General features: G+C 65.7%; 23 protein-coding genes. 9 read left to right on the top strand and 14 right to left on the bottom strand.

Annotated elements, in window-relative coordinates; genetic code table 11:
* Positions 1–18 precede the first annotated feature (18 nt).
* The 6 genes from DZC73_RS26065 to DZC73_RS26040 form a co-directional block, all read right to left on the bottom strand.
* Positions 19–291 carry a RebB family R body protein gene (locus tag DZC73_RS26065; RefSeq protein WP_124543306.1) on the bottom strand — a complete coding sequence of 91 codons (273 nt, stop codon included), beginning with the start codon at positions 289–291 and terminating at the stop codon, positions 19–21.
* 70 nt (positions 292–361) lie between these two features.
* Positions 362–628 (bottom strand): RebB family R body protein, encoded by a 267-nt coding sequence (locus DZC73_RS26060; RefSeq protein ID WP_124543305.1) that lies wholly within the window; start codon positions 626–628, stop codon positions 362–364.
* Positions 629–659: 31 nt separating this feature from the next.
* Positions 660–929, bottom strand: a complete 270-nt coding sequence (locus DZC73_RS26055; RefSeq protein ID WP_124543304.1) for a RebB family R body protein — start codon at positions 927–929, stop codon at positions 660–662.
* 38 nt (positions 930–967) lie between these two features.
* Positions 968–1,258: a RebB family R body protein gene (locus DZC73_RS26050; protein ID WP_124543303.1), complete on the bottom strand. Its 291-nt coding sequence runs from the start codon at positions 1,256–1,258 to the stop codon at positions 968–970.
* 198 nt (positions 1,259–1,456) lie between these two features.
* On the bottom strand, positions 1,457–3,352 hold the full coding sequence (locus DZC73_RS26045) for an AAA family ATPase (protein WP_124543302.1): 1,896 nt from the start codon (positions 3,350–3,352) through the stop codon (positions 1,457–1,459).
* Positions 3,345–3,587: a hypothetical protein gene (locus DZC73_RS26040; protein WP_124543301.1), complete on the bottom strand. Its 243-nt coding sequence runs from the start codon at positions 3,585–3,587 to the stop codon at positions 3,345–3,347. The genes DZC73_RS26045 and DZC73_RS26040 overlap by 8 nt, the downstream gene beginning before the upstream one ends.
* A gap of 340 nt (positions 3,588–3,927) precedes the next feature.
* On the opposite strand from DZC73_RS26040, the gene DZC73_RS26035 reads away from it, so the two are divergent.
* A complete protein-coding gene (locus tag DZC73_RS26035; protein WP_124543300.1) occupies positions 3,928–5,190 on the top strand; it encodes an amidohydrolase family protein in 1,263 nt (420 codons plus the stop codon).
* 12 nt (positions 5,191–5,202) lie between these two features.
* On the opposite strand, the gene DZC73_RS26030 is transcribed toward DZC73_RS26035, so the two are convergent.
* Together DZC73_RS26030 and DZC73_RS26025 are read right to left on the bottom strand one after the other, a co-directional pair.
* Entirely contained in the window at positions 5,203–5,502 is a 300-nt protein-coding gene (locus DZC73_RS26030) for a Dabb family protein (RefSeq protein WP_124543299.1), read from the bottom strand.
* Between the two features lie 88 nt (positions 5,503–5,590).
* On the bottom strand, positions 5,591–6,229 hold the full coding sequence (locus DZC73_RS26025; protein WP_124543298.1) for a PEP-CTERM sorting domain-containing protein: 639 nt from the start codon (positions 6,227–6,229) through the stop codon (positions 5,591–5,593).
* Between the two features lie 77 nt (positions 6,230–6,306).
* Between DZC73_RS26025 and DZC73_RS26020 the strand changes: the two genes are divergently transcribed.
* The 7 genes from DZC73_RS26020 (at position 6,307) to DZC73_RS25990 (ending at position 14,126) form a co-directional block, all read left to right on the top strand.
* Positions 6,307–7,002 (top strand): TetR/AcrR family transcriptional regulator, encoded by a 696-nt coding sequence (locus DZC73_RS26020; RefSeq protein ID WP_328589538.1) that lies wholly within the window; start codon positions 6,307–6,309, stop codon positions 7,000–7,002.
* Between the two features lie 94 nt (positions 7,003–7,096).
* Positions 7,097–7,801: an SDR family oxidoreductase gene (locus DZC73_RS26015; protein WP_124543297.1), complete on the top strand. Its 705-nt coding sequence runs from the start codon at positions 7,097–7,099 to the stop codon at positions 7,799–7,801.
* A gap of 35 nt (positions 7,802–7,836) precedes the next feature.
* On the top strand, positions 7,837–9,249 hold the full coding sequence (locus tag DZC73_RS26010; protein ID WP_124543296.1) for a DHA2 family efflux MFS transporter permease subunit: 1,413 nt from the start codon (positions 7,837–7,839) through the stop codon (positions 9,247–9,249).
* A gap of 406 nt (positions 9,250–9,655) precedes the next feature.
* On the top strand, positions 9,656–10,846 hold the full coding sequence (gene tuf, locus DZC73_RS26005) for an elongation factor Tu (protein ID WP_124543295.1): 1,191 nt from the start codon (positions 9,656–9,658) through the stop codon (positions 10,844–10,846).
* A gap of 96 nt (positions 10,847–10,942) precedes the next feature.
* Positions 10,943–12,190: an MFS transporter gene (locus DZC73_RS26000; protein ID WP_124543294.1), complete on the top strand. Its 1,248-nt coding sequence runs from the start codon at positions 10,943–10,945 to the stop codon at positions 12,188–12,190.
* A 99-nt stretch (positions 12,191–12,289) separates the two neighbouring features.
* Complete coding sequence (locus tag DZC73_RS25995) at positions 12,290–13,459, top strand: epoxide hydrolase family protein (protein WP_124543293.1); 1,170 nt, start codon at positions 12,290–12,292, stop codon at positions 13,457–13,459.
* Positions 13,460–13,487: 28 nt separating this feature from the next.
* Entirely contained in the window at positions 13,488–14,126 is a 639-nt protein-coding gene (locus DZC73_RS25990; RefSeq protein WP_161974746.1) for a helix-turn-helix domain-containing protein, read from the top strand.
* 33 nt (positions 14,127–14,159) lie between these two features.
* On the opposite strand, the gene DZC73_RS25985 is transcribed toward DZC73_RS25990, so the two are convergent.
* Positions 14,160–14,564, bottom strand: coding sequence for a DUF3224 domain-containing protein (locus tag DZC73_RS25985; RefSeq protein ID WP_235835284.1), 405 nt, complete (start codon positions 14,562–14,564; stop codon positions 14,160–14,162).
* 60 nt (positions 14,565–14,624) lie between these two features.
* Here DZC73_RS25985 and DZC73_RS25980 point away from each other — a divergent pair, with 60 nt between their 5' ends.
* Entirely contained in the window at positions 14,625–15,506 is an 882-nt protein-coding gene (locus tag DZC73_RS25980; protein ID WP_124543291.1) for a helix-turn-helix transcriptional regulator, read from the top strand.
* Here the strand turns inward: DZC73_RS25980 and DZC73_RS25975 are convergent.
* From DZC73_RS25975 to DZC73_RS25955, 5 genes are all read right to left on the bottom strand, one after another.
* Positions 15,391–16,842 carry a sensor histidine kinase gene (locus DZC73_RS25975; RefSeq protein WP_124543290.1) on the bottom strand — a complete coding sequence of 484 codons (1,452 nt, stop codon included), beginning with the start codon at positions 16,840–16,842 and terminating at the stop codon, positions 15,391–15,393. The genes DZC73_RS25980 and DZC73_RS25975 overlap by 116 nt on opposite strands.
* Positions 16,839–17,537, bottom strand: coding sequence for a response regulator (locus tag DZC73_RS25970; RefSeq protein ID WP_124543289.1), 699 nt, complete (start codon positions 17,535–17,537; stop codon positions 16,839–16,841). The genes DZC73_RS25975 and DZC73_RS25970 overlap by 4 nt, the downstream gene beginning before the upstream one ends.
* Before the next feature lie 2 nt (positions 17,538–17,539).
* On the bottom strand, positions 17,540–18,544 hold the full coding sequence (locus tag DZC73_RS25965) for an ABC transporter substrate-binding protein (protein ID WP_124543288.1): 1,005 nt from the start codon (positions 18,542–18,544) through the stop codon (positions 17,540–17,542).
* Between the two features lie 61 nt (positions 18,545–18,605).
* On the bottom strand, positions 18,606–19,772 hold the full coding sequence (locus tag DZC73_RS25960; protein ID WP_124543287.1) for a porin: 1,167 nt from the start codon (positions 19,770–19,772) through the stop codon (positions 18,606–18,608).
* Between the two features lie 396 nt (positions 19,773–20,168).
* Positions 20,169–20,498: a helix-turn-helix domain-containing protein gene (locus tag DZC73_RS25955; protein WP_216629192.1), complete on the bottom strand. Its 330-nt coding sequence runs from the start codon at positions 20,496–20,498 to the stop codon at positions 20,169–20,171.
* Positions 20,499–20,652: the final 154 nt, after the last annotated feature.

Here is a 20,652-nt window from a genome sequence, read left to right as displayed (position 1 = left end):
AGCGGGCTCTGGCGGCCCTTACTTCAGCCCCAGGATTTCCTTGGTGGCGACGCCGTCGGAGGCCGTGTCGATCGAGTAGAGCGTGGACACGCCCTGCGTGGTCGAGGCCTGCATCGTCACGTAGGACTGCTGCTGGTTGTTGGTCGCGTTGTGGGCCGCGTTGGACAGCGCCTGGCTGGTGGCGACGAACAGGTTGCCCATCGCGATGGCCGGCGAATCGCCGAGCACCTTGGTGTTGACCTGCGACACCGAGTCGGTGATCTGGCTGTTGACGGCAGTGGGAAATGCCATGGTGTTTGCTCCTTGAACAATGTGATGACAGAGGTTTGGGGCCGGGGGCTAGGAAAACGCAGTGCTGCCGTCAGCCGAGAATCTTCTTGGTGGCGGCGCCGGTGGCCCCGGTGTCCAGCGAATACAGCAGCGAGACGCCCATCGTGGTCGCGGCCTGCGCCGTGACGTACATCTGCTGCTGCGCCAGCGTGGCGTTGTGCGCCGCGTTGGCCAGCGCCTGCGCGGTTGCCTGGTACAGGTTGCCCATGGCGATCGCCGGCGAGCTTCCTAGCACCTGAACGTTGGCCTGCGTGACCGAGTCGGTGATCTGGTTGTTGACGGCAGTGGGGAATGCCATGTGCTCAGCTCCTTGGCGTTAGTGATGCGGATCAGCTGCCCAGGATCGTCTTGGTGGCGACGCCTGTGGAAGCGGTATCCAGCGAGTACAGCGTCGCCACGCCCATCGTCGTGGCCGCTTGCGCGGTCACGAAGCTCTGCTGCTGGGCGTTGGTGGCGTTGTGGGCGGCGTTGGCCAGGGCCTGGGCAGTGGCCTGGAAGAGGTTGCCCATGGCAATCGCCGGCGCGTCGCCCAGGACCTTGGTGTTGGCCTGGGTGACGCTGTCGGTGATCTGGCTGTTGACGGCGGTAGGGAAAGCCATGTCGTGCTCCTTGACGGTGAGGGTCTAGGCGACAGCGATCAGCCGCCGAGGCCTCGGACACCGGAACTCAGGATTTCCTTGGTGGCCACGCCCGTCGTCGCGGTGTCGATGGAGTAGAGCGTCGCCACGCCCATCGTGGTGGCCGACTGCGCCGTCACGTAGCTCTGCTGCTGGGCGTTGGTCGCGTTGTGGGCCGCGTTGGCCAGGGCCTGCGCGGTCGCCTGGAACAGGTTGCCCATCGCGATGGCGGGGGCGTCGCCCAGCACCTTGGTGTTGGCCTGGGTGACCGAGTCCGTGATCTGGTCGTTGACGGAAGTGGGGAATGCCATGTTCTCTCCTTGAGTGGTGAAAGGGCCTGCCAGGCCGTTGTTGCCGGAGCTTGGACCGACGGTCTTTGCACCGTGAGGGAATGCTAGGCAGGCAGGGGTTCAGCCACTTGGGGCGGATCAGGAGAAACGCGGCGTGGTCGCGCAACGGAAATGCGGCGTGGATGACGGAATGCGGCGGATTTGCCGATTGCGGGCGAACTACGCCCGCAGCCGCTCCTGTCCCTGCACCCGAAACACCAGCAGCTTTTCCGCATACGGGTCCAGGGCGTCTTCTGGTCTTTCCAGCGGCAGACCTGACACTGCCGCAAACCGTGTTGGCGTGACCTGTCCCTGATCCATCAGTTCGTCCACCAGCGCCAGCAGCGCGCCGCGATGCGTTTCGAGCAGCCTGATGGCGCGTGCGTGCTCAGCCTGCAGCAGTGCCTCGATGGGCGCGTTGCTCGCTTCCACGTCAGTGCAGAAGTTGTCGTCGCTGTCCGTGGAGACGTCGGTGCGGCCGATGCGCGAGCCGTGGCCGAAGTGGCGCAGCATGCGGGCTGCCGATTCGGTGGCCTTGCGCAGATCGCTCTCGGCACCGCTGGAACTCATCTCGTGCCCGAAGACGAGCAACTCCGCGGCACGTCCGGCGAGGCTGGTGCAGATGGAGTCGAGCAGGTTGCGGCGCGACCAGACCTTTCGGGAGGTGTAGGCGTTGTAGCCGCCCTCGAAGCTCGCCACGTGGATCTTGATCTCTTGTGGTGCGCGGCCGAAGAGCAGCGCGTGGACCAGGCCGTGGCCGGCCTCGTGCACAGCCAGCAGGGCCCGGAAGTCTGGATTGTTGCGCTGGCGCAGGCGGTTGATCTCGAAAGGCGCGGCAATGGCATGCGACTGGCCGCGCCAGTGCGCGACCAGGCTGCGGCCATCAGCCGCAAGGCCCACGCTGTCGCCGGCGGATGCTCCGCGTTCGAGCGCCCACAGGGCGGCCTTGGCCAGACCCGCGCCGAGGATGGCGTGCAATGACGAGAACAGCGGCCGGGTGCCTTGGGCAGGGAAGACCGCGTTGGCGTAGATTTGCTCGCGCACGCTGGCATCCAGCTCGAAGAGCAGGCCGCAGCGCCCCGCAGTCTCACGGGCATAGCGGGCACAGCTCTGCTCGATCAATTGCTCGTACGCGCGGCGCGAGAGCGATGGGTAGATCACGTGCTCGTTGCCCAGGCGCGCCACCTGCTCGGGCTTGAAGCGCTTGTTGAGTGCCTGCTTCACGTCGATGACGCTCAGCTTGGCCGTCACCGCATGGAAGGTGTCGGCATCGCTGTCGCAGTCGTCCACGCTGGTGGCGAGGTCTTCGTACATCTCGTCGAGGTTGCCGCACACGAAAACGAGCAGGCGGCTGTAGTCGGTCTCCCATTGCTGCTGGCCGCTTTCTCGGAAGGCACGCAGGCGTTCCTGGATCTGCTCGGGCGTCCAGGCCATGATCTCCATCAGCGGCTCGTCGAGCTTGAGGTTGCGCTGCAGCTCCTGGGCCTCCCAGCTGCGCAGCTTGAATCGCAGCTTGGCATCGCTGGCCTCGGCGCGTTCTGCGTCGAAAGCCGCCTCGGCGATGGACGATTCGATGTCGCCCAGGAGTGAGAGGGCGGGCGGCAGGCGGCCGTCGGAGAGCAGGGCCCAGACGTCCTGGTAGCGCTCGACGCGCAGCTCGCTGCGCTTGTTGTCGATGGTGCGAAAGCGTTGGAACTCGTCGAGCGCCAGGATGCCCGGCTCGCCTTCGCGCACGCCGGACTGCGCGAGCATGCCCGAGATGCTCTGCGCGCCGCGCCAGCCTGCGCCGTTGGAGAAACCGTCCATCTGCACTTCGACGAATCGGTCGTAAAAGCCCAGCAACTGCGCCAGGCGGCGCACGAGCTGGGTCTTGCCGGTGCCGGTCAGGCCCCAGAGGCAGACGATGACGGGCCGCGAGACCAGCTCGGGCAGCACGTACCAGGCGCGCACCGAATCGATGACGCGGTCGATGATGGTGTCGATGCCGAACAGCTCGGTCTTGAGCTGGGCGGCGATCTCCTGCAGCTGCCGGTTTCTCTGCGCCAGTTGTTCGCGCAGATCCTTGGAATCATTCATCCCAATCCTTTCGTCGCAGCAGCGCCTGCAGCGCCACGCGGTCGGCGCGGCGCTGGGCGCCGCGACTTTGGATGTGTTGGCCTGCGCCACGCAAGCCGCGCTGGCCCAGGGCATGGGCCACAGGGTCGCGCGCGCTGGTGCTCGTCTCAAGCACCAGCGCCATCGGCTGTTTCAGGCGTTGCAGGGCCTTGACCCGCCCCTCCTGGAGGGCGCGGGAACGCAGTTGTGCACTCATTCGGTTCCGAAAAGCAAAAGCCCCGGCTCGGTGGCAGCGGGGCTTTGCATGCCGCGCGGTCTGAGGCCGTATCTGTGAACAGACACGGTTCAGCCGGGGCTCGGGAACCGTGTTCAGTCGAACGTCGAAATGAACAGGGAGGACATAAGAGGGATCTCCGTCATGCGGGCGCTGTCGTGGACGGCGCCTTCAGCAAGGGCGCGAATGATGCAGGCATTGGCGGGAGTGCGCAAGCGCAGTGGCTGGTCGCGTTGTGGCGCGCCAACGTGATGCTCGACCCTTGGGGTGCGTGTTCGTCCCAGCCTCCGATGTATAACTCACCCCCACCAGGAGTCGCTCGATGATTCATCAAACCGCATTGCGCTGGCTGGCATGTCTGTCGATGTGGACGCTGGCCATGTCGCCCGCCCATGCGGCGGGGCCAGCCGCCCAGGCCTTGCGCGGAACCACGATCTACCCGGCGCCGGACGCCACGCCGATCGAGAACGGCATGGTGCTCATCCGCGAGGGCAAGATCGCCTCCGTCGGCATGGCCGACAAGGACACTGAAGCGAACCCGCCTTTGGCCGCGGCATGCGACGGCGGCGTGATCCTCGCGGGCTTCCAGAACAGCCACGTCCACCTTCTCGGCAGTGCTTTCGCCAACGCCCGCACGCGGCCCGCGGCAGAGTTGGAGCAGGGCCTCACCGGATTGTTGACGCGCTGGGGCTTCACCACAGCCTTCGACATTGCCTCCGACCGCGACAACACGCTGGCACTTCGGGCACGTGTCGACAAGGGAGAGATCAAGGGCCCACGCATCCTCACGGTCGGCTGGGCGCTCTTTCCTCACGACGGCCTGCCCATCTACATCGAGCACCTCGATCCGGCGTTTCGCGACAAGCTGCCGCAGCCCGACTCGGTGGACGCGGCGCTGGCCACCGTGCGACAAAACCTCGATGCCGGCACCGATGCGACCAAGCTGTTCCTCGTCACGCCGCAAGGACCGCGCCCTGCCAAGCGCATGAAGCCCGACATCGCCGCCGCGGCCGCTGAAGAAACGCACCGGCGAGGCAAGCTGGTGTTCGCGCATCCCACCGACCTCGACGGCGTGCGGGCCGCATTGCAGGCACGCGTGGACATCCTCGCGCACCCGCCACTTGGCACGCCCGCGCCGTGGCCCAAGCCGCTGATGGACCAGCTACGTGCCGAGGGCGTGTCGATGGTTCCGACGCTCAAGCTGCTGCGCCACGAACTGGCCAAGGAGCAGGTGCCCAAGGAGATCGCCGCGCGCATCGTGAACGAGAGCGTGCAGGAGTTCGGCAAGTTTGCCGCCGCCGGCGGTAAGGTACTCTTCGGTACCGATGTTGACTACATGACCGACCTGGACCCCACCGAGGAATACGAGCTGATGGGGCAGGCGGGCATGAATCCCATGCAGATCCTGGCGTCGCTCACCACTGCGCCTGCCGCGCGGTGGAATGAATCTGGACGGCGTGGCCGCATCGCGCCGGGTATGGATGCTGACCTGGTGGTGCTGGAGGCTGACCCTCGCGAGGATGTGAAACGGTTCGCAGCGGTGAAGTGCGTGGTACGAGGCGGGAAAGTGATCTATGCGAAGTGAGGGCGGCGAGCCTCACGTCGCCGCATAGTCGAGCACCAGCACATCCAACAGCCACGGCTTCAGCTCGCTCACGAAGGCCTGATGCGCAGGGTGGGGCAGGTAGGCATCTCGGGCCGCTTCGTCGTCGAAGGTGACGAGGAAGCAATGGGTGAATCCCTTGTCCAGCCCCTCCGGGCTGGCGTTGAGGCCCCATTCCAGCGAGCGGATTTCCGGGATCTGGTCGGCCAAGCTGCCGAAAGCCGCGGACATCTGATCGCGCCGTTCGGCCGTGGCTTCTTTGGTGAACTTCAACAACACAAGGTGGCGGATCATGGTGACGCTGGTATCCCGGGGGCCTGGAGACCGCACAGGGTAGCAGTTGCGATGATCGCCCCGGTGGCGATCAGCTCACGCGCGATCTTCAGCGTGCCTTGGCGACTTTGCGGCGCGTCCCTGCACCCACTGCGGCCAGACCGCCCAACATCAACGCGACAGAGGACGGTTCTGGAACGGGCATGGCTTGGCCAACCGCCAGTGAGTCTCCATACGCCACCATGTAGCTGATGTTGTACGGGCGGGTTGTCACGCCATCGGAATACCCGTTGATTTTGAAGTCGAAGCTCACCCCGGTGAAGGAGATGTCACCGGAGCCGGTGCCATCCATGAAGTCGGCCGGGAAGAAGGCGTCCGTCAACCCCATGCCGCCGGTGTCGCCACTCTGGGCCCCCACATTGTGCGCAGGACCGTGAAGGTTGCGGAACCACATGCTCCTTGTAAAGGTGGCCAAGTGATCTTCCGAGTCACCTGTGAAAATCGCCCCCCACAAGCCGCCCGGATTGAACATCTCAAGCGTCTGTCCGGGAAGGAAATCGAAGTTCATGATCAGCTCATCGCCAATCGCGAGGTCCCTCGTCGGCGCCAACCAGTCAATCTCGCTGTAGCCATTGGCTGCCACAAAATTGGCGTCCACGAGTTGGTCGATCACTACCACGTTGGCATGCGCCGACGCGACACTCGCAAGTGCCGCGACCGCGATGACGGTCGCCCGACTGAAAGACATTGGAATCCCCCCTTTGGATGCAGGCCGGCGCGCGCCGGGCTGACGGTTGCAAAGCTTCGCAGGCTCCACGAAATGCCATGACGTGGCAACCACCTGTTCAGGTGGTGATTGCCACGATCAGTTTGACGATTCGCGATCCATGGAATATGATAATCGTAATATTCCACCGATCTGACACCATGAGCCGCACCCCCAACAGCCGCAAGGAAGAGACCCACGAGCGCATCGTCGGTGTCGCCGCTCGTGCCATCCGCAGGCATGGCTATGCGGGTGTCGGCGTGGCCGATGTGATGAAGGAGGCCGGCCTGACGCACGGCGGCTTCTACGCCCATTTCGATTCGCGCGATGCGCTGCTCGTCGAGGCCCTGGAGCGCGCCGGCCGCGACAGCTTTGAAGCCGTGTCACGCGCGGCCGAACAGCGGGCCGGCAAGGGCGTGAGCGCATTCCGTTCGCTGGTCGAAAGCTATCTTGCGGATGCTCACCTCGCATCGCTGGAAACGGGCTGTCCGGTGGCCGCGCTTGCCTGTGACATGCCGCGCCAATCGGAGGCCGTGCGCGAAGCGTCGGCCATGCGTGTGCACCGCCTCATCGCTGCCGTGCATGCCGCCTTGCCGGACGTGCCGCGCGCGGCGGCCAGCGTGGTGGCCGGAACGCTCGTCGGCTCGTTGCAACTCGCGCGGGCGCTGGGCGACACCGCCGAAGGACGTGCGGTGCTTACAGCCGCCCGCAAGGCGTTGATCCAGCAGTACGACTTTCCCGCGGCCAGCCGCTGACATCTCACCCTGGAAGGCATCGACTTCCGATTTGTTCACCCTGAAATATGACGTCAATCATATTTTGTATCGCCCTCACTCCAAGGAGCCCCTCATGAAGATCGAAAACGCCGTCGCCCTCGTCACTGGTGCCAACCGCGGCATCGGCCTGGCTTTCACGCAGGAACTGCTGGCCCGCGGTGCCCGCAAGGTCTACGCCGGTGCGCGAGATCCCTCGACCGTCAAGCAATCCGGCGTCCAGGCCATCCGTCTCGATGTCACCAAGCCCGAAGAGGTGGCCGCTGCCGCGGCGCGGGCCGGCGACGTGACGCTGGTCATCAACAACGCCGGCGTTGGCCATCAGGGTGGTTTCCTGGCGTCCGACAGCGAAGAGGTCGCACGGCGCCAGTTCGAAACCAACTTCTTCGGCATGCTGCGCATGAGCAAGGCCTTCGCGCCGGTGCTGGCGGTCAACGGCGGCGGCGCATTGATCAATGTGCTGTCGATCGTCTCGTGGATCAATGGGGGCCAGCTCGCGGCCTATGCGGCCAGCAAGTCGGCGGCGTGGTCGCTGACCAACTCGCTTCGGCATGAGCTCGCGGTGCAGAAGACGCATGTGCTGGCGCTGCACATGGCCTTTGTCGACACCGACCTCGTGCGTGCCATCGACGGACCGAAGACGAGTCCGCAGGAGATCGTCAAGCGCGCTCTCGACGGACTCGAATCCGGCCTCGACGAAGTGCTGGCCGACGAGCGCACGGTGCTCGTCAAGCAAGGACTCGCGGCACCGACGCCGAGCTACCTGCCGCAGCGCGCCTGAAGCCGTCAACGCCGCCCCTTCGCCGGAGAAAAATCATGACCCTTGCCACATTGCCAACCGCAGCGGCTGATGCACCGCCGCACCACACATCGCCCTGGCCGGTGTTCTGGGTCGCCAGCGTCGCAGCCTTCCTGGTCTCCCTCGACAGCACGATGCTGTACTCCGCCTTCGGTGCACTGCGTGCCGGCTTTCCCGAAGCCACAGCGGCCGACATGTCGTGGGTGCTCAACGCCTACACGGTGGTCTATGCGGCGATGCTGATCCCCGCAGGCGGATTGGCCGACGCGCACGGCCGCAAGCGCGTGTTCCTGTTCGGCGTGACGCTGTTCATCGCCGCGTCGGCCGCCTGCGGGCTGGCCGGCAGCGTGGGCTGGCTCATCGCCGCACGCGTGGCTCAGGCGGTGGGGGCGGCGCTGCTGACGCCAGCGTCGCTGGCGATCGTGCTGGCTGCTTTCCCGCAGAACAAGCGGGCGGTGACGGTGAGCTTGTGGGGAGCGGTTGCCGGTTTCGCGGCAGCCGTCGGGCCAAGCCTCGGCTCGTTCGTCGTGCAAAGCGTCGGCTGGCCGTGGGCCTTCTTCATCAACCTGCCGATTGGTGCTCTGTCACTGTGGCGCGGTGCATCCTTGCTGAGTGAATCGGCACGCGCCACGGCTCGCCGCAAGGTCGACGTTGTCGGCATGGCGCTGCTCATCGTCGCTGTCGGAGCCATCGCGCTGGCGATCGTCGAATCGGAATCGGCGGCATGGACGCGTGCCCAGTTGGCGGCTGCCGCAGGCACCGGCGTGATTGCATTCGTCGCGTTCATCGCCTGGGCAAAGGGCGTGCGCGATCCGCTTGTCGACCTGGGTCTCTTCAGCCATCGCACCTATAGCGCCGTGAACGCCGCCACGTTCACTTTCGGAATTGCGTTCGCGATGATGTTCTTCGCCTTCTTCTTCTACATGAGCAACGTGTGGCACTACAGCCAGGCACGTGCCGGCCTGGCCATTGCGCCTGGCCCGTTGATGGTCATTCCGGTGGCCATCGTCACCGGTCGCATGGCCGGGCGCTACGGGCATCGACCCTTTCTCGTGGGGGGCGCGCTGCTCTATGCGGCGGCCGGCTTGTGGTTCATGCTCGTGCCCGGCGGCGAACCTTCGTATGCGTTGCACTGGTTGCCGGGTCTCTTTCTCAGCGGGGCGAGCGTGGGGCTGGTGATGCCATCGCTTTCTGGCGCAGCGGTCAGCAAGCTGCCGGCGCAGCACTACGCGGTCGGCAGTGCCGTCAACCAGGCGACGCGTCAAATCGGCGCGGTGATAGGCGTTGCGATCACGGTAATGTTGCTCGGCCACGGCGTCGTGCAGCGAAGCGACTTCAATGCGGTCTATGGCCTGCACATCGGGCTGGCGCTGTTGACTGCGTTGTTGTGCACCGTTGTGAACACACGTCCGGCGTCCAGGTCGGCATGACGTTTCGCATCGACCCGGCAACTGGTTGCTGTGTGCCTGCAACGCCTCGGTTGCCGGATCGCGATGGCGGTGTTAGCCTTCGGCCTCCAAATTTTCGACCCTCGCACTGCGACCCAACGCAGGAGCATGTGATGAAGCAATTCCTGATCTCGCAAGACGCATCGATGACCCGCACTGCTGCGGCAGCTTCGCTGCGCCCTTATTGCGCCGAATTGCTTTTCTAGAGCCTTTCACATCCGGAGGCTCGGCCTCCTGAGTTTGACAAGACCCGGTAGGCCGCAAGCCACCGGGTTTTTTGTTTTTGCCCGCCTGGCGGGCATCCCAAGTCTGGCGCGCGCCGACAACCCGCCGACCGTTTCGCCTGGCCAGCGAGACGAATCGGCCTTTCACTCAAACTGGAGAAATCATGATCAACAAGATTCATGTGAACGTCGGAACCATCGGCCACGTCGATCACGGCAAGACGACGCTGACGGCCGCTCTCACTTTCGTGCAGGCTGCGCGCATCGGCGGCCGTGCGCTGTCCTATGGGCAGATCGACAACGCCAAGGAAGAGCGTGAGCGCGGCATCACGATCAACACCTCGCATGTCGAGTACGAGTCGGACCGCCGTCACTACGCCCACATTGACTGCCCGGGACACGCCGACTACATCAAGAACATGATCACCGGCGCCTCGCAGATGGACGGCGCGATCCTGCTGGTGGACGGCACCGAAGGTGCTGCCAGGCAGACCATCGAGCACGTGCTGCTGGCACGGCAGGTGAACGTCGGGCACATGGTGGTGTTCGTGAACAAGATGGACCTCGTTCGCGACGGTGACCGGGCCGAGATCGAGCAGCTCATCGAAATGGAAATCGGTGCGCTGCTGGCCACGCACGGCTACCACGATGTGCCGTTCGTTTTCGGCAGTGCGCTGAAGGCGCTGGCCGCTGCCGAGCGTGGTGACCTCGAAGGCGCCGAGGTGCAATGCGTGATCGAGCTCGTGAACGCATTGGACTCGCGCATTCCTGACCCGGTGCGCGACTACGACGGCCCATTCATGATGCCGGTCGAAGGCGTGCACACCATCGCGGGCCGCGGCACCGTGGTGAGCGGCCGCGTCGAGCGCGGCGTGATCCGCGTCGGCGACGGCCTGGAGATCGTCGGCCTCAACTCGGCCGACGGCCAGGTGGTCGTCACGGGCGTCCAGTCGTTCCACAAGGACGTGGCCGAGGCGAGGGCGGGCATGAACGTCGGCCTGCTGCTGCGCGGCGTCAAGCGTGACGACGTCGTGCGAGGGCAGGTCGTCGTGAAGCCGGGCGCGGTGAAGCCGTACCGGACTGGGCGGGCACAGATATTCATCCTCAGCAAGGACGAAGGCGGGCGCCACACCCCGTTCGGCTCCGGCTACCAGCCGCAGTTCTTCTTCGGCCCCACCGACGTCACGGGTGTCATTCACGTGGACACCGAGACCGGCATGGTCGAGCCGGGCGCGCAGGCGCAGATCCGTTTTGATCTGAACAAGCCTGTGGCCATCGAGAACGGCATGCGGTTCGCGATGCGCGAAGGCGGCAAGACCGTCGGCGCAGGCATCGTGACCGAAGTGCTCGGCTGAAAGGCTGATGCCGCACTGGCCCCTGGCGCTTGCTTGTCAAGCGGCAGGGGTTCTTTTTTGACCTTAGAGTTCCCGGTTCCTTCAAGGCTCGCCAGAATGTTTCTCGACACAGGCCCGCTGCGCCACAACACGTCCTTCCGCCGGCTGTTTGCCAGCCAGTTCATTTCAGGCCTGGGCACGATGGTCAGCTACGTCGCTGTTCCCTGGCAGCTCTACCAGTTGACGCATTCCAACGCCCAGGTCGGCCTGCTCGGCCTCGTGCAACTGCTGCCGGTGGTCATCTGCGGCTTGCTGGGTGGTGCGGTTGCCGACCGCGTGGACCGCAAGCGGCTGCTCATCGTATCGGAAGCGCTGATGGCGATGTGCCTGGCAGGCTTGCTGGCCAACGCCTGGGCCGCTGCGCCCAGCGTCCTCGCGATCTATGCGCTCGTGGCTGTGCTGCAGGGCGCCAGCGGCTTCCACCGCCCGGCGTTGGAAGCCTTGACGCAGAAGCTCGCGCGGCCCGAGGAGTTCGCCGCTGTCGCTGCGCTGTCTTCGGTGCGGGGTACCGTGGGCATGGTGGCTGGTCCGGCCTTGGCTGGCCTGCTGTTGGCACGCTGGGGTGCGGTAGGCGCCTACCTGTTCGACTTCTGCACCTTCCTTGCGGCGCTGTTCTTCATCTATCGCATCCCCGGCGAGGCCATGGAAACGGCCAACACGCCAAAGGAGCGTCCCCATCTCCTGGCGGACCTGGCCGAAGGCCTGCGCTTCGCTTGGGCACGCCCCGAGCTTATGGGAACCTACATCGTGGACATCGTCGCGATGGCCTTCGCCTTTCCGGTCGCGCTGTTCCCGGCCATGGCGGCGGCGGACGGGCGCACCGAGTCGGTGGGCTGGCTGCTGTCGGCCATGTCGGTCGGGGCATTGGCCATCGGCTTGTTCAGTGGCTGGACCGGCAAGGTCACGCGCCATGGCCGTGCGGTCATCATCGCGGCGGCCGTGTGGGCGCTGGGCATCGTGGCGTTGGGCTTCGCGCCCAGCCTGTCGCTCGGCCTCGCGTGCCTGGCCGTGGCCGGCGCGGCCGACATGGTCAGTGGCGTGTTCCGCGGCACGATCTGGAACCAGACCATCCCCAACAGCTTGCGCGGGCGCCTGGCCGGCATCGAGATGATCAGCTACCTGACCGGCCCGCTTGTGGGCAATGCGCGGGCGGGCTTCATGGCCGACGCATGGGGCGTCTCTGCTTCCGTGTGGATCGGCGGTGCGATCTGCCTGGTAGGCGTCGTCATGACGGGCTTTGTGCTGCCGCGGTTCTGGGCCTACCGCAGCACACCAGCCCAGGCGCGGGAGGCTGTCATGGCCTGACGATGGGCGTGCCCACCGCCGTGTCGGTTTTCTACAAGACCGGGAAGCTCCTTTGCCCGACAGTGCAGTCATCGCCACTGACCATTGCAAGGAGCCCTCATGAACCCCACGATTCGCCCCTTCCGCATCGAGATCTCACAAGCGCAGATCGACGACCTGCGCAGCCGCCTGGCCGCCACCCGTTGGCCGAAGCCGGTGGTCCAGGACTTCAGTCACGGCCAGGCCGTGTCGTTGGTGCGCGAACTGGCCGCCTACTGGGCGGATGGCTTCGACTGGCGCGCCCAGGAAGCACGGCTGAACCGCCATCCGCAGTTCGTGACCGAGATCGACGGCCAGACCATCCACTTCATCCACGTGAAGTCGAAGGAACGCAACGCCTTCCCCTTGATCCTCACGCACGGCTGGCCCAGCTCGCCGGCGGAGTACCTGGACATGATCGGCCCCCTGACCGACCCTCGCAGCCATGGCCTGGATGCTTCGCTGGCCTTCGACCTGGTAATTCCTTCCGTGCCGGGCATGGGGCTGTCGTCTCCACTCGCCGCTGCCGGCTGGGACGCAGCCCGCACTGCCGCGGCCTGGGACACGCTGATGAAGCGGTTGGGCTACATCCGCTACGGTGCTCAAGGCGGTGACGTGGGCGCGCTGATCGGACGCGAGCTGGGCATCCTTGCGCCCGAGGGCCTGGCGGGCGTCCACGTACAGCAGATCTTTGCCTTTCCCACCGGTGCCGCCGGCGAGATGGACGGACTGTCCCCCTTCGAGATGGAGGGTTTCAAGGGACTTGAGTACTTCCGAAAGTACGCGGGCTACGTCGACATCCAGTCCAAGCGTCCCGGCACGCTGGCCTATGGCCTGGTCGACTCGCCCGCTGCGCTGCTGTCGTGGAATGCCGAGCTGTTCTTCGGCTTCGAAGGGGAGCGCGCCGCGCAGGTCGACCGCGACCGCTTCCTGACGCACGTGTCACTGTACTGGTTCAGCGGCACCGGCGGGCAGGCCGCGGAGTTCTACCTGGCCAATGCCACCACTGGCGCGGGCTACCGCGACCTACCCAACCACACGCCGACGGCGGTGGCAGTGTTCCCGGAGGACTTCCGCTCGGTGCGCAAGTTCGCGGCCCGGTCACATACCCGGGTGGTACAGTGGTCCGAGATGCCGCGCGGCGGCCACTTCGCCAACGAAACGGAACCACAGCTCGTCGTCGATGACCTGCGCCGCTTCTTCGGCCGACTGCGGGAGCAAGATGCCTCCAACGGAAGGAACGATCACTGAGCAAGAGCGCACGGCGGACTCGCCCTTGGTGGCGAAGGTTCGCCAGGTCCGCTTCACGGCGGATGCGCGCGAGATGGCACTGCCCGATGGTTCCTGGGACTTGCTGTTCGTGCGCCGCAGAGGCAGTCCGCTGATGGTCATCCAAACGGGACAGATCGCAGCGCCCCTGGCCGTGGACAGCCAGGCCGGCGACGAGATGCTGACCATCGCCTTCAAGCCGGAGGTCTACATGCCCCGCCTGCCGGGGCGCTTGACGTTCAGCCAGGGCACGGTGTGTCCGGTGGAGGCCGACCGCAGTTTCTGGATCGGGCCGGAACGCTTCGAGGTGCCCCGCTTCGACAACGTCGAGCACCTCGTGGCTGCGCTGGCGCGCAGGGGCGTGCTGGAGCGGGATCCGGTGGTGTCGCGAGCATTGCAGGGAGCGCACCAACGGCTCGACGAGCGCAGCATCCAGCGTCACTTTGCCGAAGTCACGGGCCTCGGCTTGAAGGCTTTCCAGCAGATTGCACGAGCCCATGAAGCGGCGCGATTGCTCCGCGATGGGAAGACGGCGTCGCAGGTCGCGGCCGAGCTGGAGTTCTCGGACCAGGCGCACCTGACGCATTCGCTCAGGCGGTTCCTCGGGCAGACGCCGAGGCAGATCACCAGGCATGGCGGAGGTTCATAGGCTGGCCCTCAAGGCAACGATCGCACTGCTGAATCACGCCGGCGGCAATTCGTAGTCGAGGCGATAGAAATGATGTCCGTCACGGATATCGATGTTCATCGTGCCGATCAATCCGGCCAACCCATCGGTCCCTGAGTCGGGCACGACGCGAATGGTGAGCGACGATTGCCCGCGGTCCATCACCCCGAAGTGCATCAGCACGAAGCTTCCGCTGCGTCCGGCCAGGCTGCCTTCAACGCGCTCCATCGCCACGTAGCCCGCCGAGCCCGGCACTGTGCTTCCGGCGGCCAGCATCTCGCCCAGGCTGCTTCCTTGCAGGTCACCTCGAAATTCCTTGAGGATGGCACGGCGGCCGAGCTGGGCGGCCTCGGTGCCTTCCGCGGGCGGCTGGTTGGGAAGCTTGACGTCGAACTCGCCGAGGGCTTGTTGCATGGGCATGCGGATTCCTTGTTTCTGGGATGATCGTGAGCACCCCATTGCAGCGCGAAGCGCGGACCGATGATTGCAAAAACGCGACATGCCGCCAAGCTGCCCGACCCTTCTCCAGGGCCTGCGCGTGGCGTGCTCAAGCAGCGTCTGCCCGCGGGGGAGTTCGACCACCAGCGTGTGTTGCCTTCGGCGGAGTTGGCGCCCTGGGTGGCCCACTACTGGCACGTCGGCTGGAACCTCGAAGGGCATCCTGCGCAGCAGCAGGAAACGCTGCCGCATCCGAATGTCCATCTGGTGGTGGAGGGCGGGCAGGCCAGGCTGTGGGGCGTGCATCGCGGACGCTTCATCAAGACCCTGGCGGGCCGGGGATGGGCGTTCGGCGTCAAGTTCAAGCCGGCAGCGTTCCAGCCGTTCTGGCAAAGGCCGGTCAGTGATCTGGCCGACCGGTCCGTCGCAGCCACCGAAGTATTCGGGCCACAGGCTGATGCGCTGGCAGCGTTCGATGAGTGGCCAGGCATGGAGACGATGTGCCAACGCGCCGAAGCCTTGCTGATGACGCGCATGCCATCGACCCTTGATGGCACCGTGGCAGCGCTTGCCGAACTCGTGGCCCGCATCGAGCGCGAGCCCGGCATCGTGAGCGTCGATCAATTGCATGCGCAGACGGGCTGGAGCGTGCGCCAGTTGCAGAGGCTGTTCAGGCAGTACGTCGGCATCAGCCCCAAGTGGGTCATCGCCCGGTATCGGCTGCACGAGGCCGTGGCGCTGCTGCAAGGCGGCACGCTGCCCGATGCACAGCTTGCACTGCGCCTGGGCTACTTCGACCAGGCGCATTTCATTCGCGACTTCCGCCGGATTGTGGGGCAGCCACCGTCGGCGTATGCGAAGGCACAGGCCAGCACACCCGGACCACCAAGCCTGGCCCACCGTCGGGTCGATCCTCCAGGGTGATCGACGCGTCGCAGGCAATGGCGATCTCGCGCACGATGGCCAGGCCCAGGCCGCTGCCGTCGTGCGAGCCGGCATCGGGCAGCCGGTAGAAGCGCTCGAACACGTGCTGCCGCTCGGCCGGCGGTATGCCGGGGCCGTTGTCTTCAACGGTGAGCACGACCCCAGCACTTGTGGCCCGAACCGAGACCGACACCGTGCCCCCTTCGGGCGCATAGCGGATGGCGTTGTCCACCAGGTTGGCCACCATCTCGCGCAGCAGCAGCGGCACGCCGCGCACCGACACCTGCGAGGCCGGCCAGTCGCCGGCGCCCAGGTCGATGTTCTTGCCGTGCGCGGGCTCGGCCAGGTCTTCCAGCACTTCGCGCACCACGTCGCGCAAGTCCACCTCCGATGCCTGCGGCGGAGACTGCATGCGGTGGTCGGAGGCCGACAAGGTCAGCAACTGGTGGATCAGCCGGATGCAGCGCTGCGCCGTGTCGTAGATGGCCGACAAGGCCTGTTGCTTGGCGCCCGGCTCATCGGCGCGAAGGCCCACGGTGACCTGCGTGTTGAGCACGGTGAGCGGCGTCTTCAACTGGTGCGCCGCGTTGGCGATGAATCGGCCGCGCTCCGCGACGAAGGCGGCGATGCGATCGGTCAGGCCATCGATGGCCCGCACCAAAGGCCGCAACTCACCCGGTACGTCGCCGCCATCGAAGCGGCCGGTCGACTCGACCGCGTGCGCCTGCAACTGCTCGCTGATGCGCGTGACGGGCGCAAGCGCCACCTTGACCCAGACCCAGCCGAGCACGGCCACGGCCACCAGCAGCAAGCCCGGCGGCCACAGCGAGCGCAGCCACAGCTGCGACACCAGCGCCCGCTCCGCGCGCTGCGTGGTGGCCACCTGCACGATCACTGCGCTGCCACGCTCGAAGGGGTACACCGGCTGCGCGAAGGCGACCACGTGCACAGGCTCGCCCTGCAGGCTGGTCTCGAACCCGTGCCATTGCTCGGCGGGGAGGGCGGCGTTGTAGCGAGGAAAGTCCGCGAAGCCCAGCAGCAGCCCGCGCTGCGGATGATCGGCGCGGTAGTAGACGCGATCGCCCACGGCGGTTTCCAGGTTCTCCAGCGCCGCGGGCGGGAGTTCGGCACGCAGGTCTTCCTCGGCCGCGATGGCTTCACCGATCATGCGGGCCGAGCCCAGCAGCGTGCGCTCCGCGGCGGCGCGGGCCATGTCGCGTGCACTGGCGTGCGACAGCCAGGCCCCTGCCAGCGTGAGCAGGAGCATCGGTCCGAGCAGCCAGAGGTACAGCTGCGTGCGCAAGCGCATGGGGCCGCGTGGCCGCCACGCCTTCATGGGCCGTCGTCCTTCAGGTCCGCAGCCGCGCTGGACTGCTTCAGGAGGTAGCCCAGGCCGCGCAGCGTGAAGATGCGCGCATCGGAGGAAGTCAGCTTCTTGCGCAGCCGGGACATGTAGACCTCCACGGTGGTGGGGCCACTTTCGTCTCCCAGCGAAAACACGCCGTCCGCCAGCGACGTCTTGCTCACGGTCTTGCCGATGTTGTGGATGAGTATTTCGAGCACCGCATGCTCGCGCGGCGTGAGCTTCAGCTCTTGCGCGCCGATGCAGAACAACCGCGTGTTGCTGTTGTAGCTCAGCGTGCCGCAGGCGATCTCCGGGTTCTTCTGGTCCGACTTGCGGCGGATGATGGCGCGCAGCCGCGCCTCCAGCTCGCCCACGTCGAAGGGCTTGGGCAGGTAGTCGTCGGCGCCCGCGTCCAGGCCCGCGATGCGCGCCTGCAGCCCGCCCTCGGCCGTGAGCACGAGGATGGGCACGTTGATGCCGCGGGCGCGCACGCGGCGCAGCACCTCGGGGCCTGGCATGCGCGGCAGCCCCATGTCGAGGATGGCCGCATCGAATTGCTGGCCCAGCAGCAGGTGAGTGGCGGTCTCGCCATCGCTGGCGCAGTCCACGGTGTAGCCGCCGCGGCGCAGGGCTTGCGACAGCCAGCTGGACAGTGGCAGGTTGTCCTCGATCAGCAGGATGCGCATGGCTAGGGAGGAGGGCGTGTGAAGTCCTCGGTGTAGGTGCGGCCGAGGTCGATCTTGCGCTGGCCGACATGCCGGTCGGCCACCCGCATCACCTGCAGGACGGTCTCCGGGCCGCCGGGCGGCATCCGGCCGTCCGTGGTGAACATCTCCTTGCCGCGATCAAGCGCCGCCACGTACATCGCCCGGTTGCCCGCGAAGAAACTCTCCGGTACCAGCGACGCGATCTCCTGCGCATCATGGGTCTGGAGGTATTGCAGGGCCCGCACCAGGGCCGCCGCCAAGGCGCGCACCTGGCTGCGGTGCGTCGAGATCCAGTCCTCGCGCATGTAGAGGCAGGCGGCCGGGTACAGACCGCCCAGCGCCTGGCGCGTGCCTTCGACGATGCGAAGGTCCACCAGCACCTGAGCTTCGCCGGTCGTGAGCAGCCGCGAGGCCGTGGGCTCGGTGGTCATGCCGGCGTGGATGCGGCCGGCGCGCATGGCATCGATGAAGCTGTCGCCCGCGCCGACGGCCAGCGGGTGCACGTCGCTCGTCTTCAGGCCGCCGGTGGTGGCCAGGTACTTGACGAGGAAGCCGGTCGACGACCCCAGACCCGTCACGCCCACCGGCCGTTCCTTCAGGTCGGCCGGCGTGCGGATGACACTGCCGTGGCGCGCAGCCACCAGCACCACCTCGCCGGGGATGCGGCTGAACTGCACCACCGAGCGAACCAGCTTGCCCTTGGCCTGCAGGTCGATGGTGTGGTCGTAGAAGCCGATCACGCCCTGGACAGCACCGGCGAGAAGCTGGTCTTCCGCGTTCACGCCCGAGGGCTCGGTGAGCACCTCCACGTCCACGCCCTGGGCTTCGAAATAGCCCAGGCGGCTCGCCAGGATCACTGGCAGGTAGATCTGCTTCTCGATGCCGCCCACCATGAGGCTGATGCGCCCAGGGCGGCCTTGCGCCTGCGCGCAAGTGACGGCGCACACGAGAAGCAGGGCGACGAAAGGCCAACGCCAGGCAGTCATCGGTCGGATTGTCCCCAAGTCACTGCGCCGCGCAGAGCGCACGGCGCAGTGACGATACACCTCAGAAGCGCAGGCGGATGCCCAGGCCAAGCTCGGTCTGGTTGGCAAAGCCGTTGGTCGAAGCCTGGTGATAGCCGCCTGACAGCTTGAGGTGGTCGGCTGCGACGTACACCTCGGTGCTCGTGTCGAGGTGGTAGAAGACCGAGCCGTAGAAGGTGCTTCGGTTGCCCGTGGCCGTGGCAGTGGCAGCGCTGCCGTCTGCGAAGGCGTTGATCACATTGCCGCCGCCGTTGACAGCCGCGTTGTTCGCCTTCATCAACTGGTAGCCCAACTCGTAGTCGAGCTTGCCGGGGGGCGCGAACTTGGCCGACAGCGTGTAGGCCTTGTCGCTGCGGTCACCCAGCGCGCCCTGGTCGGCCTTGTAGTGGAAGTAGCCGCCGTTCAAGCGAACGATACCGAACTTCACGTTGCCGCCGAGCGAGTACGAGTCATGGTTGTGGCTGTTCACGTTGGCGTGGTTCACGAAACCCGACACGTTGAACGTGTCGGTGCCATAGGCCAGCGCCACCGTCTGCGTGCTGCCCTTGGACAGCGACCCGGCCTGTTCGCCGAACTGGTAGCCCAGGCCCGCGGTGAGGCCGCCATTGAAAGCCTTCTTCCACACCACGCCGTTGTTGTAGCGCGTGCCGCTGGCGCTGCCTGCGTAGAAGATGAGCTGCTTGAAGTTGTTGCTGTTGGTCCAGCCGCCTTCTTCCAGCGTGACGTTGGCCGAACCATAGGGGTCGCCGTAGTTCTGCGCAAAATCGCGCGCCACCGTGTTCTGGCGCCCGAAGGTGAGCTTGCCGATGGTGTCGTTCTGCACGCCGATCCATGCATCGCGGCCAAACGCGGCCTCCGGGTCATCGGCCGAGCCGTCCTTCAGCAGGTATTCGTTCTCCAGCTTGAAGATGATGTTCAGGCCTTCGTCGCTGAAGGTGCGGCGGCCGGTGATGCCCCAGCGCGCGCCGCTGAACCACGGCGCGCTGCTGGGCGTGGCATCGAAGCCGGTCTTGCGGTCTCCGGCAGCGTTGGCGTGGTCGATGGTGCCGATCGTGGCATCGATCAGGCCGTACAGGCGGATGCCGAAGTTGGGGGATTCATAGGCGATGCCGCTGGGCTGCGCCTGGGCGCTGCAGGCAGCGAAGAGAACGGCGATGGCAAGGGCAATGCGAGTCGATTGACGCGACATGGTTTGTCTCCTCTGTGGCCGGGTGATCCGGCCTGGGCTGTGGGTGCCGTGCACGACATGTGTTCGGCATCCACAGGCTAAGAAGACGAGCCTTGCGATCGGCTTGCAGTCGCAGCGGATGGCAGGTGGAAGCTTTCAGGTGGCTTTCGTCTGCACAGTGAAAGCACGACAATCTATATTATGTTAACTATACGGCGCAGCGAAAGCGACTCACTGGCAGGTTGTGCTCGACAAGACCAAGGTACAGCAACCTTCCAACATTCCGCTCCCGATACTCCAACATCCTCTTAATTGTTCGGCGCACAGGAATTGTTGGAAGTTTGGCTAGCCACACCGCTTCAGTATTGGTCCTGCGCATATCACATGCAAGCGAGGCCACGTAGAGCCGCCCCTAGATCACCGCGGGGACATCGAGCGGAGTCTGAGCCGCTTCAATTTTTCATCGAGTGATGCGCTCACGGTGGTCGTCGGCGCCGACGGAAACAGCATAAAGAGATATTGCGTTCGACCGAGTGCTCGCAGCACCTGCACGAACGTCGCCAACGTGGCCTGCCCGTTCGCCTCGAATCGTTTGTAGGTTCGAAGCGGGACACAGGCGCGCGCGGCGAATCCGGCCTGCGTCTCGCCGGCCTCTTGCCTGGCGCGCCGCACCTTGGCACAGAGGTAGCGGCAGACCTGCGGCTCCGGCCAGTCGCGCAGCAGTTCCACTTCTTGGTCGGTGTTCATCCACAGATCGTAGGCCATTTTAGGCACCAAATCTGTTGATAACTTTATTCACCATTGCACGCCATTCGATACGTTCATAGACTTGGCGCGCCGATAGCCGAAATCCATCGCTCGGGCTTTGGTCAGCCTGGTCGATGAAGTGGCCCACCTGCCA

The organism is Rhizobacter terrae, assembly GCF_003852895.1.
Taxonomy (GTDB): Bacteria; Pseudomonadota; Gammaproteobacteria; order Burkholderiales; family Burkholderiaceae_C; genus Albitalea; species Albitalea terrae.
The sequence above is the reverse complement of the archived record's forward strand: the minus strand, read 5'-3'. Positions and strand labels throughout refer to the sequence as shown.

Bases quoted from the DNA above. Each gene is read 5' to 3' on its own strand.
- DZC73_RS25980 (WP_124543291.1), top strand. From the start codon at position 14,625: ATGATTGCAAAAACGCGACATGCCGCCAAGCTGCCCGACCCTTCTCCA.
- DZC73_RS26060 (WP_124543305.1), bottom strand. From the start codon at position 628: ATGGCATTCCCCACTGCCGTCAACAACCAGATCACCGACTCGGTCACG.
- DZC73_RS26055 (WP_124543304.1), bottom strand. From the start codon at position 929: ATGGCTTTCCCTACCGCCGTCAACAGCCAGATCACCGACAGCGTCACC.
- DZC73_RS25970 (WP_124543289.1), bottom strand. From the start codon at position 17,537: ATGCGCATCCTGCTGATCGAGGACAACCTGCCACTGTCCAGCTGGCTG.
- DZC73_RS26000 (WP_124543294.1), top strand. From the start codon at position 10,943: ATGTTTCTCGACACAGGCCCGCTGCGCCACAACACGTCCTTCCGCCGG.
- DZC73_RS26030 (WP_124543299.1), bottom strand. From the start codon at position 5,502: ATGATCCGCCACCTTGTGTTGTTGAAGTTCACCAAAGAAGCCACGGCC.
- DZC73_RS26025 (WP_124543298.1), bottom strand. From the start codon at position 6,229: ATGTCTTTCAGTCGGGCGACCGTCATCGCGGTCGCGGCACTTGCGAGT.
- tuf (WP_124543295.1), top strand. From the start codon at position 9,656: ATGATCAACAAGATTCATGTGAACGTCGGAACCATCGGCCACGTCGAT.
- DZC73_RS26020 (WP_328589538.1), top strand. From the start codon at position 6,307: ATGACGTGGCAACCACCTGTTCAGGTGGTGATTGCCACGATCAGTTTG.
- DZC73_RS25985 (WP_235835284.1), bottom strand. From the start codon at position 14,564: ATGCCCATGCAACAAGCCCTCGGCGAGTTCGACGTCAAGCTTCCCAAC.
- DZC73_RS26065 (WP_124543306.1), bottom strand. From the start codon at position 291: ATGGCATTTCCCACTGCCGTCAACAGCCAGATCACCGACTCGGTGTCG.
- DZC73_RS26050 (WP_124543303.1), bottom strand. From the start codon at position 1,258: ATGGCATTCCCCACTTCCGTCAACGACCAGATCACGGACTCGGTCACC.
- DZC73_RS25995 (WP_124543293.1), top strand. From the start codon at position 12,290: ATGAACCCCACGATTCGCCCCTTCCGCATCGAGATCTCACAAGCGCAG.
- DZC73_RS25975 (WP_124543290.1), bottom strand. From the start codon at position 16,842: ATGAAGGCGTGGCGGCCACGCGGCCCCATGCGCTTGCGCACGCAGCTG.
- DZC73_RS26040 (WP_124543301.1), bottom strand. From the start codon at position 3,587: ATGAGTGCACAACTGCGTTCCCGCGCCCTCCAGGAGGGGCGGGTCAAG.
- DZC73_RS25960 (WP_124543287.1), bottom strand. From the start codon at position 19,772: ATGTCGCGTCAATCGACTCGCATTGCCCTTGCCATCGCCGTTCTCTTC.
- DZC73_RS26010 (WP_124543296.1), top strand. From the start codon at position 7,837: ATGACCCTTGCCACATTGCCAACCGCAGCGGCTGATGCACCGCCGCAC.
- DZC73_RS25955 (WP_216629192.1), bottom strand. From the start codon at position 20,498: ATGAACACCGACCAAGAAGTGGAACTGCTGCGCGACTGGCCGGAGCCG.
- DZC73_RS26035 (WP_124543300.1), top strand. From the start codon at position 3,928: ATGATTCATCAAACCGCATTGCGCTGGCTGGCATGTCTGTCGATGTGG.
- DZC73_RS25965 (WP_124543288.1), bottom strand. From the start codon at position 18,544: ATGACTGCCTGGCGTTGGCCTTTCGTCGCCCTGCTTCTCGTGTGCGCC.
- DZC73_RS26015 (WP_124543297.1), top strand. From the start codon at position 7,097: ATGAAGATCGAAAACGCCGTCGCCCTCGTCACTGGTGCCAACCGCGGC.
- DZC73_RS26045 (WP_124543302.1), bottom strand. From the start codon at position 3,352: ATGAATGATTCCAAGGATCTGCGCGAACAACTGGCGCAGAGAAACCGG.